The following is a 17347-nucleotide window of genomic DNA, read 5'->3' on the forward strand; positions in this document are numbered from 1 at the left end:
AATGACTCTCATAGGGTGGATGCATTTATTAGCAATATGAAAGGTATGAAGTTAAGAAGATTATAAACTTAAATAAAAAAAGAAGTTCCTTAAAGGTGTCCACACATAAGAAAACTTTTGTGTGTGGCAAGGATATAACGGTGTAGCATTTATGCTATGCCGTTTTTCCTTGCCTTTTGGAAAGACTTTGAAAGTATATTGTCTCTGTGATTCTTGGTTAGTAGGTTCCATGATATTATCAAGTTTAGATGTGAATTAAAGGGTTACTTCATTTGTCTAAATTAGCAATAAATATTTTGAAGAGCAAAAGTAGATTAATTCTATAAAGCTGTCCTCATTCTGTATACTCCTTCATTGCTAAACCTGATTTTTTTTGAACTTATGGTAAGGAATCCTTTTTCTTCATATAACTTTTTCGCCCTATAGTTATCATAAGAAACATCTAAAAAAACTGCTTGATGATTCAAATTTTTAGCATATTCAAAATAGTAATCTATAAGTTTAGTTCCGATAGATCTTCCTCTGTAACTTTCTTCTACACATATATTTTGAATATATAAGTCATTGACTTCTTTTTTTTCTATAACTGGTTTTAAAATTAAACTCTTAAAGAAAAGTTCAAGCATAACGCCCTTTGGTAAAATCTCATTAAGTTCCGCTGTCTCTTCACTTTCATCAATATCTTTATAATTATATCCAATTAGGATGCCTCTAATTTCTTCATCTATATAGCAGAAAATATGCTTGTAAGAAAAAGAATTATTTTCTCTCTCAATTAACTTTCTGATAATGGATATGGCCTTATCTCTTTCACCAAAAAGCATTTCAAATATTCCTACATCTGTATCATATATTAATCTAGAAACCTTTTCTAAATCATCATTTATTTCTAATTTTCTAATCATGTTAACACCTCATTCAAATAATTAATATTTTAGTTTTAAATCAACATGGGTTATTATTTTTTTATTCTATGATATAATCTTAAAGTATAGTGTTACACCATAGTCAAGAGGTGATTGAAATAGTTTTAAAAAATAAACTTTTATTAACTACAGGAGAATTTGCCAAACTTTGTAACGTTTCTAAAGACACCTTATTTTATTATGATAAGCTAGGAATTTTATCACCTTTGCAAAAAGGAGATAATGGTTATAGATATTATTCCGCTGATCAAATAGAAAGTTTTTATGTCATTAGTGTATTAAAGGAACTCAATGTTTCTTTAAAAGATATCAAAAATTACATTAACAATAAAGCTCCTTATAATTTAATTGATTTGTTCAAACTTCAGCTAAAGGAAGTTGAAAATAAAATTGAACATTTAAATGGAATTAAGGAAGCTCTTACTTATAAAATTGAAATGGTAGAAAAAAACAATAGTATTAAAAGTTCAGATATTTTTATAGAAGAGCTTGATTCTGAATATCTAGTTGTTACCTCTAAAATGCAATTTATTGATACAGCTAAGCTGTCAAAAGAAATTACGAATATATTTGATTATTGTAAATTAAATGGAATTCACACATCATACCAAGTTGGTTCTATAACAAATATAAGTGAAATAGATAAAGAATTGACACAACAATATTTTCAGCTATTTGTGAAGGCTTTTAATAAAAGAGACCATAGTAAGTTATTAAAAAAACAAGCTGGACGATACCTTATTACACATCATAAGGGGGGATATGAAAGTGCCAGTCATTATTATAAGGAGATATATCGTTATGCTGTAAAAAACAATCTTAAACTCATTGATCCTTTTTATGAGATTGCATTTATTGACGAATTATGTACTGATGCATCAAATCAATTACTATTTGAAATTTCTATACGCATAGAATAGTGTGTCCATAGCCTTTTGCTAAATTCGGGTATTAAAAAACACCACAGACATTTCTGCCTATGGCGTGAAACCCTCCTTATATGAAAGGGCAACACAAAGAAAAAGAGATATCATTGCTTGAAAGAATGTATCCCTAATCTCTTTCGGTATTCAATGTTAAGCTTCATTCTGTTTGTCTTTACCCTGAAAACATTGATTTTAATTGATCTTTTCAGGGTTCTTATGGTAGGATAGGAAAAGGAGCTTGCTTTTATTTAAGCGTAGTGCCTTTTTCATCTTGCTCTATTAAACCTCTTTTCATAAGTCCGCCTAAGGCATTTTTAAAATGATTTTTGCTTACATTAAACTCTTTATATATTTTTTCTGGTGTAGTCTTATCATTAAAAGTCATAAATCCATCATGGGATTTTAGATACTCTAATATGGTTTCTTGTAGGGTATTGACTTCTACTTTGGCAACTTTTCTTGGGGTTAAGCCAAGTTTGCCATCTTCATAAATTTTAATTACTGTTAAGTCTAGTACATCCCCATGATTTAGTTTATTAAAATATTCATTTCTTAAAATAACCCCTTTAAAGGCATTGTCTACAGCTACCATGGCGCTACTATTAGTTTGAAAACCATAAACTGTTCCCTTTACATTTTGGGAAGTTTCATATTCAGAGTCAGTTTCTAAATATCTATCTATGTCTGTTGTAGCAGCAATTCTATCAGTTTTATCTAAGTAAATGTAAAATAGATAGTATTTATCATTTTGCAAAGGATATAATTTTTCTTTCATAGGAACAAGGATATCCTTTTCTAGACCAAAGTCCACAAAGCTACCTATTTTTGTGGAAGAAACCACTCTAAGATAGGCTAATTCACCTACCGTAGCTAAAGGTTTTTTTAGGGTAGCTATTATTCTATCACTGGAATCACGATAGATAAAGGCGTCTACTTCATCTCCGACATTTAGATTTTCTTCAAGAGCGCTTTTAGTTGGTAGTAGTATATCATTTGAAGAATTTCCAGTACCAGCATCTAGGTAGTACCCAATACTAGCTGCTCTTGCCACTTTTAACTTATTAAAATCACCTATTTTAATCAAATTCATTACCTCTCTTTATATTATATATGTATTTTTTCTTTCTTTGTCATATTTTATTCTAACACAAGCAGATATCCCAAATCTATGGTTTGGTGTAAGGATTTTAAGCAGGTACCCAAACTCGTGGTCTGATGGTAATCGGTTAAACAGATACTCAAACCTTATGGTTTGATGGTATTCGCTTACTCATCTAAAGTCATGAAGATGAGTTTCCTATAAATATCTATTAACAATAGTAAATATCATATAAAATAATAAAAGCTATCAATACTCTTAATTTAGCACTGATAGCGGCTTTTAGATATTATTACTCTTCTTCTAGACATTCTGCTAGACACTCTTCAATAATATCTTTCGTAATTACAAATGTGTTTTCTACGTTCATTTGGTACCTCCTACAAATTCCTATAGAAATGTGACAAGATAAAGTATACTGTTAAGAAAGTAATTAGTACAAAATTCAAACAATATTTTTAAATTAGGAAATTAATTAGAAAGTAAAGATTGAAGATTTTCAGGTTCATTTTTCTAACTTTTTATAACTCTAATATTTGAAATAACTCTGATCTTGCAATTGTATCCTGCAACAACTCTATAAGATTAAATTATCTTAACTTTTATATTATATAACTTTATTCTATAAAATGCAAGATGTTTTTTAAAAATTAAGACTGCAAATTTATTGCAGTCTTATATTAACCTATTTAACCTATATTTAATCTATTATTATTATTATTATTCTACTGTTGCTATACCGAAGACATTTATTTTGTCTATAAGCCATTTCCCATTTTCTAGAACTAAAGTTGCTTTAAAATCTCCATAATAATCTTCAGCTGCATTTTGTAGTTTAAGAGTCATTATAATACTATTGTTTTCAACTTTTTTAGAGGTTATTTCAGCTTCATTCATCTTAAATCCTATACCGAAATTACCTAACAGAAAGTAAAGTTCACCATCTATTTCTTTGCTCATATAATTTAGGAAATTATTTTTAAAGTTTTTACTGTAATGTTTAGAAAAACTTATTTCTGAATCTAAATATTTAATTGCCTCATTGTAATTTTTAAGATCTTTCCCTAATTTAGCGTAGCTTTGATTATCCTTTTCTATAGTTGTATCTGTATTAAAAAGTATTTCGTATTTTCTAAGGTTAACATATCCTTCAGATAATATTTTTATAATTTCTTGATCAGAAATATTTGCTGTATTATTTTTAGATACTTCACTAGATACTTCCTTTGATTTACTGTTATTAGAAGTTTCTTCTTTTTTAATAGTATCTTTTACTGGTTCAATTTCTGCATTAGTATTTTTAACTTCTTCAGTTTTAGTAGTACTAGTATCTGTGGTTGCCTCTTCTTGAGTACTATCCTTAGAGGGTTCAATAGAGCTCTCTGTTATATTGTTAGTAGCAGCACTTGGAATTTTATCTTTGCCATTTGTTAAAACAGTAAAGCCTACTGCTACAGTTATTAAAACTGCTAATACGCTAGTGAGTACTGGTTTTTTCTTAAATTTAGATATCATAATTATCCTCCTTTTTACTTCATTTTTATTTGCCATAGATGTAGTTCCTGGAGTCCAGTTAGAAAGTGAAAGCATGCTCATGAGCTTTATTAAAGTTTCACCATAATTTTTATATTCTTCAGGATTTATATATTTTAAAGTTAGTTCATCACAACATACTTCGCAGTCCTTCTTCATTCTGCTAAAAGATAACCACAAAATAGGATTAAACCAATGTATTACAAGCAAAACTGTTGATATCCAATTAAATAAAATATCCTTGCGTTTTAAATGGGATAGCTCGTGAAGAAATACGTACCTTTTTTCTTTTAAGCTTAAATTGTGCATAGTCTTTTTGGGAACTAAAATTTTAGGTCTTATTATACCGCAAAGGGTAGGAGTTTTTATTTTATTGCTGTATATTACTGAAATCTTTTTATTAATACCCATAGACTTTGTACAATCTTTTAGTATATCTATAATTTCTTCATCCTTGCATAAAGGATCCTTTGAAAACCTCATAAGGAAGATAATATAAGTTCCTAATATATATAAGGATAAAATCCCTATGCCTAAAACCCATAGTATGGGAAGGAAATCTTTTATGCGTAAAGAAATGTTTGCACCCTTTAATGAATTTCTTTCAGCTATATTTTCTCTGTAAGATTTCCCGAAAGAGAATTCTTTTTCTAAAATAGGGGAATTAGGGTCTAGATTATTTTCTGAAGTTATCAAGGGTTTCGCTTCTTTTATATATCCAGATGTTTCAACTTGTTGTGATGCAAACTGAAACAGATTAAAAACACTAAAAGAAGTAGGGGTAGAATAAGGCAAAACTAGTCTAATCATAAGTAAAAACCAAATGTAATAATGCCAAGTAGCGCTAAGTTTATTCTTGAATAAAACTTTTGCTATAATAATTATCAGTGCTACTATACTTCCCATGGCAGAAATTTGAAGTATAGTTTTAAATAATAAATTTAAATTCATTAAATCACCTACTTTTCAAAAGCTATCCTACAGTTGTAGTCTATACTTACATACTACAACTGTAGGACGCAATTGTCAACCATTATTTATAAAATTATTTTAGCATGTGGAAAATAAATTATAAATTACTAAAGAACTTACTTGCAATAGGTATAAAAAAGTAGTAAAATTAAATCATCTTTATAAAAAGGGAGAATGTTTTATGATAGAGGTTGTTCTTAACTAAGCAATTTAATATTTAAGTCTTTAGAAATTTTAAAAGTCCTACATTTAGTGGGGTTATTTGCTGATGAAATTTTTAAGACTTATATTTAGGTTAAGAACACGGAAAACAGTATCCTTTTATGATTTGGTAAATAATCTCCGTGCGTTTGCGCGGTATTTTTTTGCCCTAAAATAGGATTTTATACTCTCGGATAAGTTAAAGTTACTATAAATATATGTATTTTAAACATATTATGGTTCTTTAAATTAAAAGTCCTAGAGATAAAATATATAATAAATAAAAAAGGATTATTAGGACTGTAAGTGAATCAGTGTGTTCATTTGCGGTCCTTTATTTTTTAGGAGGGAACTTTATGTTAAGTGTAGTTAAAGAGTTAGATGTTAAAGGAGATTATAGAGAATTAAAAGAAAAACTATATGAGTATAAATGGAGGAAATGAAATTGAATACTAAAACTATTGAACTATTAGAATATGACAAAATAAAGGAAATATTAAAATCCTATGCTTTATCAGATTTGGCAAAGGATGAAATTGATAATTTAGAGCCTTCTGTGGATATTGATTTGATTAAAAAATATATGGAAGAAACTTCAGAAGCAAGAGCTATTGTAAACATTACATCAAGTATTCCACTTCATAGCTTAGGTGGTATAAAGTCAGTAAAGCAAAAGATTGAAAAAGGCATGGTGCTTTTACCGGAGGACTTAGAAGTTATTTCAGGTTTGCTAAAAGAAGTAGAGAGATTAAAAAGATTTATGTTAGATAAAGAACAAGTGGCTCCAAATATAAGCCTTTATGTTCTATCTATTTCTCCGCTAGAGGACTTAAGAGAGGAGATAGATAGATGTGTATTTAGAGGAAGAGTAGATGATAAGGCCACTTCAAATTTAGGAAAGATAAGAAAAAGGATTGGTATTTTAGAAGATAGGATAAAAAGTAAGTTAGAAAGCGTTCTTAAAAATGAAAAGTATAAAAATTATATTCAGGATACTTTGGTAAGTCAAAGGGGAGGAAGATATGTTATTCCTGTAAAAAGTGAGTATAAAAAAAGTATAGATGGAAGTATCCATGATAAATCCAGCAGTGGGTCTACAGTATTTATTGAGCCAGCAGAAGTGAAAAAGGCTCAAGATGAGCTTAACTTATGCAGAATTGAAGAAGAAAAAGAGGTATATAAAGTATTAGCAACTTTAACTAACATGGTAGAAAGTTATAAAAGAGAGCTAAATATTAATATTGAAACTATGTGTTATTATGATTTTATTTTTGCTAAGGGTAAGTATAGCAAATCCATTGAAGGAAGTAAGGTTAAGATTAATAATAAAAACTATATTAATATAAAGAAAGGTAGACACCCTTTAATAGGTAAAGATGCTGTTCCTTTGGATTTTACTATAGGAGATAGTTATAAGGGTTTAGTAATTACAGGGCCTAATACAGGAGGTAAAACCGTTGCCTTAAAAACTGTGGGACTTTTAACTATGATGGCTCAATCAGGTCTTCATGTACCAGTAGAAGAAGGTAGTGAGTTCTCTATATTTGCAAATGTATTAGTAGATATAGGGGATGGGCAGAGCATAGAGCAAAATCTTAGTACTTTTTCCTCACATATTAAGAATATAATAAGTATTTTAGAATGTGCTGATCCTTATACTTTAGTTATTATGGATGAATTAGGATCAGGTACAGATCCTGGAGAGGGTATGGGCATTGCTGTAGCGGTACTAGAGGAACTTTATAGAAAGGGCTCTGTTATTTTAGCTACTACTCATTATAGTGAGATTAAGGATTTTGCAAAAGAACATGAAGGTTTTATAAATGGCTGCATGGAATTTGATATAAATACTCTTAAACCTTTATATAGACTTAAAATAGGTAAATCTGGTGAAAGTAATGCATTTTTAATATCATTAAGACTAGGCATGAATAAAAGCCTAATTGAAAGGGCTCACAAAGTTACCTATAAAGAAGAAAAGACATATTTAGAATACCAGTATGATGAAAAGATTATGAGCTATAATAAAGAGGTTGAAAATCACAATAGTCAGTTAGAAAAAATTAAAGAAGCTAAAGAAAGAATTAAAGTATCAGAAAAACAGAAAAATAAATCTAAGTTTAATATAGGAGATAATGTATTTATAAGCTTTATGAATAGAACAGGCATAATCTGTGAATTAGAAAATTCAAAGGGAGAGTATACTGTGTTAGTTATGAAAAAGAAAATTAAGATTAATAAAAAGCGCCTATCTATTTATGTGGGCAAAGATGAATTATATCCAGAGGATTATGACCTTGATATAGTGCTTAATTCTAAGGAAAATAGAAAAAAGGATAAACTTATGAATAAAAAGCATGTGGAAGGAATGGAAATTAAGTGATTTTAAGTTTCGGATGGAGCTTGCCTTAGATTAAGATTATAGCTAGTGAATTTAATCAAATAACATGAAGGCTTTATTTGTGGTATTATTAGTTATGACTAAATTTATGTTATTATTTAGTCATAACTATTTTGAGAGGACTGTTAATATATGAGTAAAATATTAGTATTAGCTGAAAAACCTTCTGTGGGAAGGGAACTAGCTAGAGTTTTAAGATGTAATAAAAAAGGCAATGGGTATTTAGAAGGAGATAAATATATAGTAACTTGGGCTTTGGGACACTTAGTTACCCTGGCGGACCCAGAAGTTTATGATGATAAGTATAAGCAATGGAAGATGGAAACATTACCTATGCTACCTAAAAGATTAAAGCTTGTAGTAATTAAGCAATCTGGAAAGCAATTTAATATAGTAAAATCTCAGCTTAATAGACAGGATGTAGGGGAAATTGTTATTGCTACAGATGCTGGCCGTGAGGGAGAGCTTGTGGCAAGATGGATAATAGAAAAGGCACATGTAAATAAGCCTACAAAAAGGCTTTGGATATCTTCACAAACGGATAAAGCTATAATGGATGGTTTTAGAAATTTAAAACCTTCATCGCAATATGATAATTTATATAAGGCAGCAGAGTGCAGAGCAGAAGCAGACTGGGTTGTGGGACTAAATATTACAAGAGCTCTTACTTGTAAGCATAATGCTCAATTAACCGCTGGAAGGGTACAGTCTGCAACCCTTGCCATGATAGTTAATCGTGAAGAAGAAATAAGAAATTTTAAGCCAAAGGATTATTATGTAATTAACGCTAAGGCTAAAGGATTTACTCTTCAATGGAGAGATAAGAATAATAATAGTAATATTTTCGAAGAAGATAGAGTAAATAAAATCCTTTCAGATACTAAGGGGAAAGAAGGAAATGTAGTTAGTGTTACTGAAAGTTCTAAAAAGCAATTTGCTCCAGCTCTTTATGATTTAACAGAATTACAAAGAGATGCCAATAGAATCTTTGGATATTCAGCTAAACAAACTCTATCAATAATGCAGAGACTATATGAAAACTATAAGGTTTTAACTTATCCTAGGACGGATTCAAGATATATTTCTAGTGATATAGTTGCTACCCTTCCAGATCGTTTAAAAGCAATTTCAGTAGGGAGCTATAGAAATTGTGCAACTGAAATCCTAAAGGGCAAGATAAATGCCCATAAAGGATTTGTAGATAACAGTAAAGTTAGTGACCACCACGCTATTATTCCAACAGAAGAAAGAGGAAACTTAGCTTCTTTAAGTAGTGAAGAAAGAAATATTTATGATTTAGTAGTTAAGAGATTTCTTTCAGTTATGTTACCACCCTATGAATATCTACAAACTACAATAACAGCAGATATTAATGGTGAAACTTTTGTTGCAAAAGGAAATGTTGTAAAGTCAAAAGGGTGGAAAAAGGTTTATGATAAGCTAGGTGATTTAACAGAGGATGAGGACGAGAAGGATAGTCAAGAATTACCTATAGTTAAAAAAGGTGATAAGTTAAAGATAACATCAGTTGAAAGTAAAAAACTTAAGACTAAAGCACCTGCAAGATTTAATGAAGGTACATTATTATCAGCCATGGAAAAACCACAAAAGTATGTAAGTGTAGATAAAGTTTCAGCTAAAACTCTAGGAGAAACTGGTGGAATAGGAACAGTTGCTACAAGAGCTGATATAATAGAAAAGTTATTTAATATGTTCTATATAGAGAAAAATGGCAAAGAAATAATTCCTACATCAAAGGGAAAGCAACTTATAGATTTGGTGCCAGAGGAGTTAAAATCACCTTTAATGACCGCTAAATGGGAACTTGAACTAGAGCTTATAAGTAAAGGCAAAAAAGATCCAAGAGCCTTCACAGAGGAAATGAGAAAATATGCATCAGAACTAGTTGAAGATGTTAAAGGAAGTACTGATAAATTCAAACATGACAACCTTACAGGTAAAAAATGTCCTAATTGTGGCAAATATATGCTAGAGGTTAAAGGTAAACATGGAGTAATGAATGTATGCCAAGATAGAGCCTGCGGACATAGAGAAAATGTAAGTAAGTTCACAAATGCAAGATGTCCTGAATGTAAAAAGAGATTAGAGCTTAGAGGACAAGGGGAAGGGCAAATCTATGTATGTGCAAACACTAACTGCAATTTTAGAGAAAAGGCCTCCATGTTTAATAAAAGGTTTGATAGTAAAAACGATAAAGTAAATAAAAGAGAAGTTTCAAATATAATGAAAAAGATGAAAAAAGAAGCTAATGAACCTATAAATAATCCATTTGGAGATCTTATGTCAATGTTTAACAAAGATAAATAAAGAGTCAATTAAGGCTTATGGATATTTCATAATTTCCATAAGCTTATTTATATTATTTCTTTCAAAGGATATAGCTATAAGCACCACTGTAATTACATCCTATTATTTAATTGAAGAATTCTTGTGGAGATGTAAAGTAACTCAGAAGAAGGGGATACTAGGACATCTTTACCAATATTTTGATTATGAAAAAGGAGAATTAATATATATTCTATTATCAATGCTTTTGCTATTTGCAACATATAAACTTTCTAAAAGGAAAAGTTATTAAGTTTAATATAAAAATAAAGGCATATTTTCCAACAAATCAAGAAAATATTAGGTTAATTTTGTAAAAATTAAATGAAAATATTGGAATTTTATACGCTTTTATAGCAAAGTGAAATATACGCTTAAAGCCTGTACAATTCAGCCTTCAGGGAAATTTTTTATAGTGATATATTTGAAAAAACCTATTGTATATTTTTTATAATTATGATAATATTAAATTGTAATTACTTATTAAGTAATTACAAAGAAAAGATTTAATCAGGTGAACAATATTTCTCCTTTTAGGAATGTAATATGTCATTGGTTTTAAATCTTGTCTAGTATAAAAAAGGAGGAATTTAAAAATGGCAGATAAGAACATAATTTGTAAAGACTGTGAAAAAGAATTTGTATTTACTGAGGGCGAGCAAGCTTTCTACAAAGAGAAGGGCTTTGAAAACGAACCACAAAGATGCCCAGAATGTAGAAAAGCTAGAAAACGTCAAAACAATGACAGAGGATTCAGAAGATAATCTAGTAAAACCTACCCTATTAAGAAGAAATTCTTAATAGGGTTTTTTATTGAAATAAAATAATTATGAAAGCTTTACAGTTAAATTTTTATCTTAAGTAAATTAATATATATTTATTCTATAGCTAATGCTCTTGTCTACAAATTTTATATGTGAAAACCATATTATACTAAGAATCACTTGATAAGTAACTATTGATAATTTTTATAAATAAGCTCCTATGTATAAGCTTTTTGTATTGGTAATATAACCGTAGAGGTATTAAAATTATATATAAGATAATTTGAAACTTTCTGAAAAGGATTATTTTAACTTTTAAAAATCCATCATTATTCTTCAGTAATTAATTTAAGGGGGAATTTTATTGGATAATGATACATTAAAAAGCTTAAAACCTATTCTTAGAGAAAAGATAATGAGGGAAGAGTTGGGGAAAGAAAAATGTAAAATCCTAGATAAATATAATTTATATCCCAATGATAGATTGTACTGGGAAAGACGACAGGAGAAATATCCAAATCAAGAGTATTTTAGCCATAAGTTTGCAAAGAAAAGTTCTCCCTTAGGTATGATTTTTCATATTAATAGATTATGCTTTGCAAAAACAAAATATTTTGAAAACCACTGGCATAATTTTCAGCCCTGTGAGTATAACCATAAAGAAGGCTTTGTGGAAACTACCATAGAAAATATGGGATATATAAGGCAAAGGTCTACAGGCATAGTATTGGATCTAAGAGAACTTGCAAAAATAAAGTGGCTTAGTGAGTTTAAGGATTTGTGTAGATACCTAGAAGAGGAAGAAAGTAAGGTTCAGCTAGAGAAGTCTTTAGTAAATTATTAAAATATATTAAATAGCTTCTAACATACTTTAATATATAAAAAAAACCGTATTGGATAAATCTGATGCGGTCTTTTTATTGTTATGAAAAAGATTAATAGTCTTCTCAAACCTAAGTTTGAGAAGACTATTTTTATATCTTAGTCATAAATATAAAGATATTTATGATTTTTCTCTAATTTATATTAACAAACATTTGTATAGTTAGCTATAATTTTAACCTTCAAATCTAATGGAGAACATAGATCAAAGTCTGTTGGAAGTATGAAATTAAATATTCTAGATACATTTGTACAAGGGCTACATCTTTGACAACATTTATCATCATTACTTGAAGAGTCAATTTCTGATGTAGAGTAATGGCTCTTATCTACAACAAATGTTGAAGATTTAAATGCAATTACTCTATTATTTCTGTCTAATACTATACAACCAATTGTTACTTCTTTTCCTATACAAACATTTTTTATGCATGCTCTAACTTTCAATAATCTGGAAGCTGAAAGAGTTACAGCACCTGGATCTACCTTTTTACAAAGTTCGCAAGCTCTAAAGTGAACTAAATCAGAATTATCAAACCTAGTTGTATCAAACATATTAGCTATATCAGTAGAAAGTTCGGGAGTAAGTTCTAAATTATTTTCTTTATAAATATCTTTTTTATTCAAATCACTTTACCTCCTTTATTAGTTAAGGGAAATTCATAGACAATTTTCTATGATAATATATACTATTCAAATAGTCGAAAAATGGGATACTATTCCCACTCAAAATCAAAAAAATTTTCTGAGGAATCTTCTGAGGAATTCATATCATATTCAATATCTATATTATAGTCTTTTTTTGCTGTTTCATTAGAAGACTCTTCTGTGTCAATGAGTTCATTAGGTTGAGAGTCATAATCAGGGGTTTCACTGATATCTGAATCAGTTTTAAAGGATTCATCATACTCATTTAGATCATCTTTCGTATTAAGTTCATCAGTAGGATCTTGAATATTATCTATGTCATTTACAGCTGGACATAGTAATAAGAATACTGATATTAAAATTTCTTTAGAATTTATTTGTCTTACAAAGGCATCTTCAATAAAAATTAAAGGGTCTATATCATCAATTTCATCTGGTATTGGCAAAAATTCAGAAAAAGGTCTGGAAATATCAATAGAATGAAGATTAGGAGATTGTGTATTTGATAAATATATAATTTGTGATTTAAAGTAAGCATCTACAAATAAATTCTTTTTATAAGTAGAGTTAACCTTTGATTCAGTTATATCTGCACCAAGAAAGATGTATATTAATTTGTCTATAGGTAGTTTATTTTCAGGTATTGATATAATAAAAGTTTTACATATCTCTTTACATGGATAATCAAATGAATACTTCTTAATCTCTTCTGGAGATACAATTCCAGAAACTTCAATATTATTTACTTTCATTTTATACTCTCCTTAATATATTTTGTTTACAAGGTATAAAGCCCCTTGACATGGCTATGTTTATACAAAGGCTATATAAAAAATTCAATAATATTTATCCTTTGCTTATTGCATTTCATGATACATTATATGATTGTAAAAAGAAGTTGCCCTAAATATTTAAAGTTATTTTAGAATATAGATTTATATAAAAAAATAAAAGCTTGCAACTTTGCAAACTTTTATTTTTCATATAAATTATAAAGCTATTAATCCGTCCATTTCTCAGCCCATTTTTGGACTTCATTCATAGCATTTTCAAGGTCTTTTCCTTTTTCAGTAAGTTCATATTCTATTCTTACAGGTATCTCAGAGTAAACACTTCTTTTTATTATACCTTCGGATTCAAGCTCTCTAAATCTTTCCGTTAACATTCTATCACTAAGTTCAGGGATCAAAGCTTTTATATCAGAAAAACGTTTAGGTCCATCTAAGAGAACTCTTACAATTAGGCCAGTCCACTTTTTGCCTAACAAGGAAAATGCACACTGAAATTTTGGACATAGACTAAAATCTTTCATGGAACCACCTCAATATCATTTTATATTCAAAGTTTTAAAAAGTAAATGGTAAAACTAAAGTAAGTATATAATGGAACAATGTAAGGAAGTTATTTTATAGGATGAAGATTTAATAGGAAATTACCCTTTATAGTATAAAGCATTTGGCTTAATGTATGCTGAAGAGCTGTCATGGCTTTATGTATGCAAATAAAGAGGTAGATAAAGAAAAGATTTAAGACATGTAAAGAAGGGGAGTTATTATAGGTATAGGAAGGTTATAGAAACTAATAGCAAAGAGCTATAGATTTGAATATATTAATTAATGAAGTACTTATTAGGAAGGGAAATGTATTGAAAATTTATGAGGTAAAGCCTGGAGACTCCCTATGGGCTATAGCAAACAGATTTGGAGTCACTGTAAATGATATAATAAGTAATAACGGATTAAAAGAAGGAGATAGCTTAGTTATAGGTCAAAGTCTACTTATTCCTTCAAAAGAGTTTGGGTATAGAGTAATGAATGGAGATAGCTTATGGTCTATAGCTAGAAAGTTTGGAGTGTCCGAAGAGAGTATAATGAAGTTAAATAATCTAAGTAGTCCTAACATATATCCATCACAGGTACTTAGAATACCAGAAAAGGCTAAACTCTATGGAAATTTACAGGTTAATGGCTATATACAACCTTCTACACCAGAGAGGGAAAAAAGTATTTTAGAAGACCCTATTAATTATCTAACTTATGTCTCTCCCTTTAGTTATCACGTTAATGAGGATGGAACTTTAACGCCTATAAATGATGAGAATATAATAAAAATAGCTCTAGAAAATAAAGTAGCACCTATGATGTCTGTTACTAATATATCAGGAGACAATTTTAGCACCGCTTTAGTGGACAAAATACTTAATGATGAAGCACTTCAAGAGACGCTTATAAATAATATTTTAAATACTATTAAAGCTAAATCTTATTATGGTGTTATAGTTGATTTTGAAAGAATATCACCTGAAAATAGAGAAAAATATAATAACTTTTTAAGAAAGCTTGTAGCTGCCCTGCATCCAAGGTATTTAGTAGCTACAGCTCTAGCACCTAAAATCTTCGATGTAACAACAGGATCTTGGCATGGAGCACATGATTATAAGGCTCACGGTAGTATAGTTGATTTTGTTATAATAATGACATATGAGTGGGGATGGTCTGGAGGGCCACCTATGGCCGTTGCCCCTATAAATGAAGTAGAGAGGGTTATTAGATATGCTACCTCTGTTATTCCGCCTAATAAAATAATGATGGGCATACCTAACTATGGTTATGATTGGACTCTACCTTATACACCAGGAGCTGCTTTTGCAAAGGTTGTTGGTAATGAGGAGGCCATAGATATAGCAAGGGATAATAGGGTTAATATTAATTATGATGATAAAAGTCAAAGTCCTTTCTTTAATTACTTTGATAAAGATAGACAAAAGCATGTGGTTTGGTTTGAGGATGCAAGGAGTATAGAAAGTAAGTTGAAATTAGCTAATAAATACGGACTTAGAGGAGTAAGCTATTGGGTTCTTGCTAAGCCTTTTACACAAAACTGGAGGCTTATAGACAATATGTTTAATATAGAAAAACTCATAAATTAAGTTTAAAATAAATATTTGCTTAGTTTAAGGCTATGGAGCTACTCTTTTAAAAAAGGGTGGCTTATTTTTTATAATTACTATGTTTTTGTAGAAAAATGTGCTGTAAGTATAAAAAATATATTCTATTTTATAGTTTTATAATTAAGTAATTGTTTATAGAATAGAAGCTGTGATAGAATCTATATGAGCTATTTTTTTACAGGGGGGATTTTTTATGGAGGACATGAATATAAAAAAATCGACAAACAAACTGTTTTTATCATCTACATTTTTATTATGCCTAGTATACACATTAGGTATAGTGATTATGCTAAAGAGGAATCATCTTTCATTTAATTTAAGTATTTTATCTATAATTTTAATGTGGATACCTATATCAATACTTTATTTTCTTTATAAGAAAAAATACTTTAATGAGAATACAAGATTTATTTGTACTATTCCTTTTAGTATAGTATATTTTATTATAATATTTTATTCAGGTATTTTAGTAGCTCCTATGCTTATAATACCTATGTTAGTTATTGCTACTTCTTATTTAGAAACTAGATATATTATACTTCCGGTAGTAGGTACTGTGGTTTTTAATATTATATGGACTGTTATGACCATAAACAATGATAATAAAGCTATAGTAATAATGGAGATGGCAGTTATTATTATGTTTACTTTAAATTTATATCTAGTAACAAAGTTTTCAGAGAAAATAAGAAAGAAATCCTTAGAAGAAGAAAAAGCCATAATAAAGGCTAAAGAATCTCAAGAAAATATTATAAAAGAAATAAATGAAGCGGTAAGCTTATTAAATAATAATGCAGATAAGCTAAATAAGGCAATCCATTCAGTAGAAGCTTCTTCAGAAAACATTCAAAGGGCTGTAGTGGATATTGTAAAAGGAAGTGAGCAAACTACGTCAGATATTGAAGAACAAACTAAATCCACAGAAAATATACAGCAGAAAATAAATGATACAAAAGAAATTTCTAATAATATGGGTAGTTTTGTTAAAAGTTCTGAGAGGGTATTTAGAGAAACTATGGATAATATAAAAGAACTCTATGATAGGTCCTCTATAGCTCATGATGAAAGTCAGGGAGTTTTAGAATTATCTAATGGTTTAAAACACAGAACAGAAGAAGTTCAATCCATAATTAATATGATAGTATCTATATCAGACAAGACTAATCTTTTAGCATTAAATGCAGCCATAGAAGCAGCTAGAGCTGGGGAGGCTGGAAGAGGCTTTGCAGTAGTTGCAGAAGAGGTTAGAAGTTTAGCAGAACAAAGCAAAAATTTCTCAGAAGACATATCTGTAATTTTGAGAGAACTTAATAAGGAAGTTTTAAATATTTCCCAAGGAATAAATAGTTTATCTAATATAAATAATGAGCAAAATAAACTGGTTAAGAACTCTCAAAGTAATGTAACAGGATTATATGAATACATACTTCAAATAAAAAACAATACTGAAGATTTAAATATTAATATGAAGGAAATAATTAAATTTAACGAAACCATTAGTAATTCCATACATAATTTATCAGCGGTGTCAGAGGAAACTTTGGCAAGCTCAGAAGAGACCAGCGCTACTATTGATAATTATATGGAAGATATAAAAGAAATAAGAATTTCTATAGAAAAAATGGTATCTTTAGCAGAAAACTTAGAAGAGATTTCAGGAAAAACTAATATGTAATTAAATTTTTATAGGAGGTAGAAG

13 protein-coding genes are annotated in these 17347 nt (G+C 29.2%); 7 read left to right on the plus strand and 6 right to left on the minus strand.

Annotation, left to right across the window (positions count from 1 at the left end):
• Positions 1–320: 320 nt before the first annotated feature.
• Positions 321–905: a GNAT family N-acetyltransferase gene (locus KQI89_RS00465; RefSeq protein ID WP_216455477.1), complete on the minus strand. Its 585-nt coding sequence runs from the start codon at positions 903–905 to the stop codon at positions 321–323.
• 110 nt (positions 906–1015) lie between these two features.
• On the opposite strand from KQI89_RS00465, the gene KQI89_RS00470 reads away from it, so the two are divergent.
• Entirely contained in the window at positions 1016–1846 is an 831-nt protein-coding gene (locus KQI89_RS00470; RefSeq protein ID WP_216455478.1) for a MerR family transcriptional regulator, read from the plus strand.
• 250 nt (positions 1847–2096) lie between these two features.
• Here KQI89_RS00470 and KQI89_RS00475 read toward each other — a convergent pair whose 3' ends face one another.
• Positions 2097–2936 (minus strand): CvfB family protein, encoded by an 840-nt coding sequence (locus tag KQI89_RS00475; RefSeq protein ID WP_216455479.1) that lies wholly within the window; start codon positions 2934–2936, stop codon positions 2097–2099.
• A 735-nt stretch (positions 2937–3671) separates the two neighbouring features.
• Positions 3672–5435, minus strand: a complete 1764-nt coding sequence (locus tag KQI89_RS00480) for a M56 family metallopeptidase (protein WP_216455480.1) — start codon at positions 5433–5435, stop codon at positions 3672–3674.
• 667 nt (positions 5436–6102) lie between these two features.
• Between KQI89_RS00480 and KQI89_RS00485 the strand changes: the two genes are divergently transcribed.
• The 4 genes from KQI89_RS00485 (at position 6103) to KQI89_RS00500 (ending at position 12012) form a co-directional block, all read left to right on the plus strand.
• Positions 6103–8040 (plus strand): endonuclease MutS2, encoded by a 1938-nt coding sequence (locus tag KQI89_RS00485; RefSeq protein WP_216455481.1) that lies wholly within the window; start codon positions 6103–6105, stop codon positions 8038–8040.
• A 150-nt stretch (positions 8041–8190) separates the two neighbouring features.
• Positions 8191–10386, plus strand: a complete 2196-nt coding sequence (locus KQI89_RS00490; RefSeq protein WP_216455482.1) for a DNA topoisomerase III — start codon at positions 8191–8193, stop codon at positions 10384–10386.
• Between the two features lie 614 nt (positions 10387–11000).
• Entirely contained in the window at positions 11001–11168 is a 168-nt protein-coding gene (locus KQI89_RS00495) for a zinc-ribbon domain-containing protein (protein WP_216455483.1), read from the plus strand.
• A gap of 364 nt (positions 11169–11532) precedes the next feature.
• Positions 11533–12012 carry a hypothetical protein gene (locus KQI89_RS00500; protein WP_216455484.1) on the plus strand — a complete coding sequence of 160 codons (480 nt, stop codon included), beginning with the start codon at positions 11533–11535 and terminating at the stop codon, positions 12010–12012.
• Positions 12013–12194: 182 nt separating this feature from the next.
• Here the strand turns inward: KQI89_RS00500 and KQI89_RS00505 are convergent, their stop codons facing one another.
• From KQI89_RS00505 to KQI89_RS00515, 3 genes are all read right to left on the minus strand, one after another.
• Positions 12195–12677 carry a hypothetical protein gene (locus tag KQI89_RS00505; RefSeq protein WP_096877955.1) on the minus strand — a complete coding sequence of 161 codons (483 nt, stop codon included), beginning with the start codon at positions 12675–12677 and terminating at the stop codon, positions 12195–12197.
• A gap of 89 nt (positions 12678–12766) precedes the next feature.
• The gene (locus KQI89_RS00510; protein WP_216455485.1) at positions 12767–13450 is read right to left on the minus strand and encodes a hypothetical protein; all 684 of its coding nucleotides are present in this window, start codon (positions 13448–13450) and stop codon (positions 12767–12769) included.
• Between the two features lie 248 nt (positions 13451–13698).
• Positions 13699–14010, minus strand: a complete 312-nt coding sequence (locus KQI89_RS00515) for a winged helix-turn-helix transcriptional regulator (protein WP_032121236.1) — start codon at positions 14008–14010, stop codon at positions 13699–13701.
• A gap of 333 nt (positions 14011–14343) precedes the next feature.
• On the opposite strand from KQI89_RS00515, the gene KQI89_RS00520 reads away from it, so the two are divergent.
• Together KQI89_RS00520 and KQI89_RS00525 are read left to right on the plus strand one after the other, a co-directional pair.
• Positions 14344–15627 carry a glycoside hydrolase family 18 protein gene (locus KQI89_RS00520; protein ID WP_216455486.1) on the plus strand — a complete coding sequence of 428 codons (1284 nt, stop codon included), beginning with the start codon at positions 14344–14346 and terminating at the stop codon, positions 15625–15627.
• Positions 15628–15841: 214 nt separating this feature from the next.
• Positions 15842–17323, plus strand: a complete 1482-nt coding sequence (locus tag KQI89_RS00525) for a methyl-accepting chemotaxis protein (protein WP_032121237.1) — start codon at positions 15842–15844, stop codon at positions 17321–17323.
• Positions 17324–17347 lie beyond the last annotated feature (24 nt).

The sequence above is a fragment of the Clostridium simiarum genome (assembly GCF_018919175.1).
GTDB classification, from domain to species: domain Bacteria; phylum Bacillota; class Clostridia; order Clostridiales; family Clostridiaceae; genus Clostridium_L; species Clostridium_L simiarum.

Excerpts from the sequence above, each read along its gene's own strand:
- KQI89_RS00465 (WP_216455477.1), bottom strand. The coding sequence starts at position 905 with ATGATTAGAAAATTAGAAATAAATGATGATTTAGAAAAGGTTTCTAGA.
- KQI89_RS00480 (WP_216455480.1), bottom strand. The coding sequence starts at position 5,435 with ATGAATTTAAATTTATTATTTAAAACTATACTTCAAATTTCTGCCATG.
- KQI89_RS00490 (WP_216455482.1), top strand. The coding sequence starts at position 8,191 with ATGAGTAAAATATTAGTATTAGCTGAAAAACCTTCTGTGGGAAGGGAA.
- KQI89_RS00495 (WP_216455483.1), top strand. The coding sequence starts at position 11,001 with ATGGCAGATAAGAACATAATTTGTAAAGACTGTGAAAAAGAATTTGTA.
- KQI89_RS00510 (WP_216455485.1), bottom strand. The coding sequence starts at position 13,450 with ATGAAAGTAAATAATATTGAAGTTTCTGGAATTGTATCTCCAGAAGAG.
- KQI89_RS00515 (WP_032121236.1), bottom strand. The coding sequence starts at position 14,010 with ATGAAAGATTTTAGTCTATGTCCAAAATTTCAGTGTGCATTTTCCTTG.
- KQI89_RS00525 (WP_032121237.1), top strand. The coding sequence starts at position 15,842 with ATGGAGGACATGAATATAAAAAAATCGACAAACAAACTGTTTTTATCA.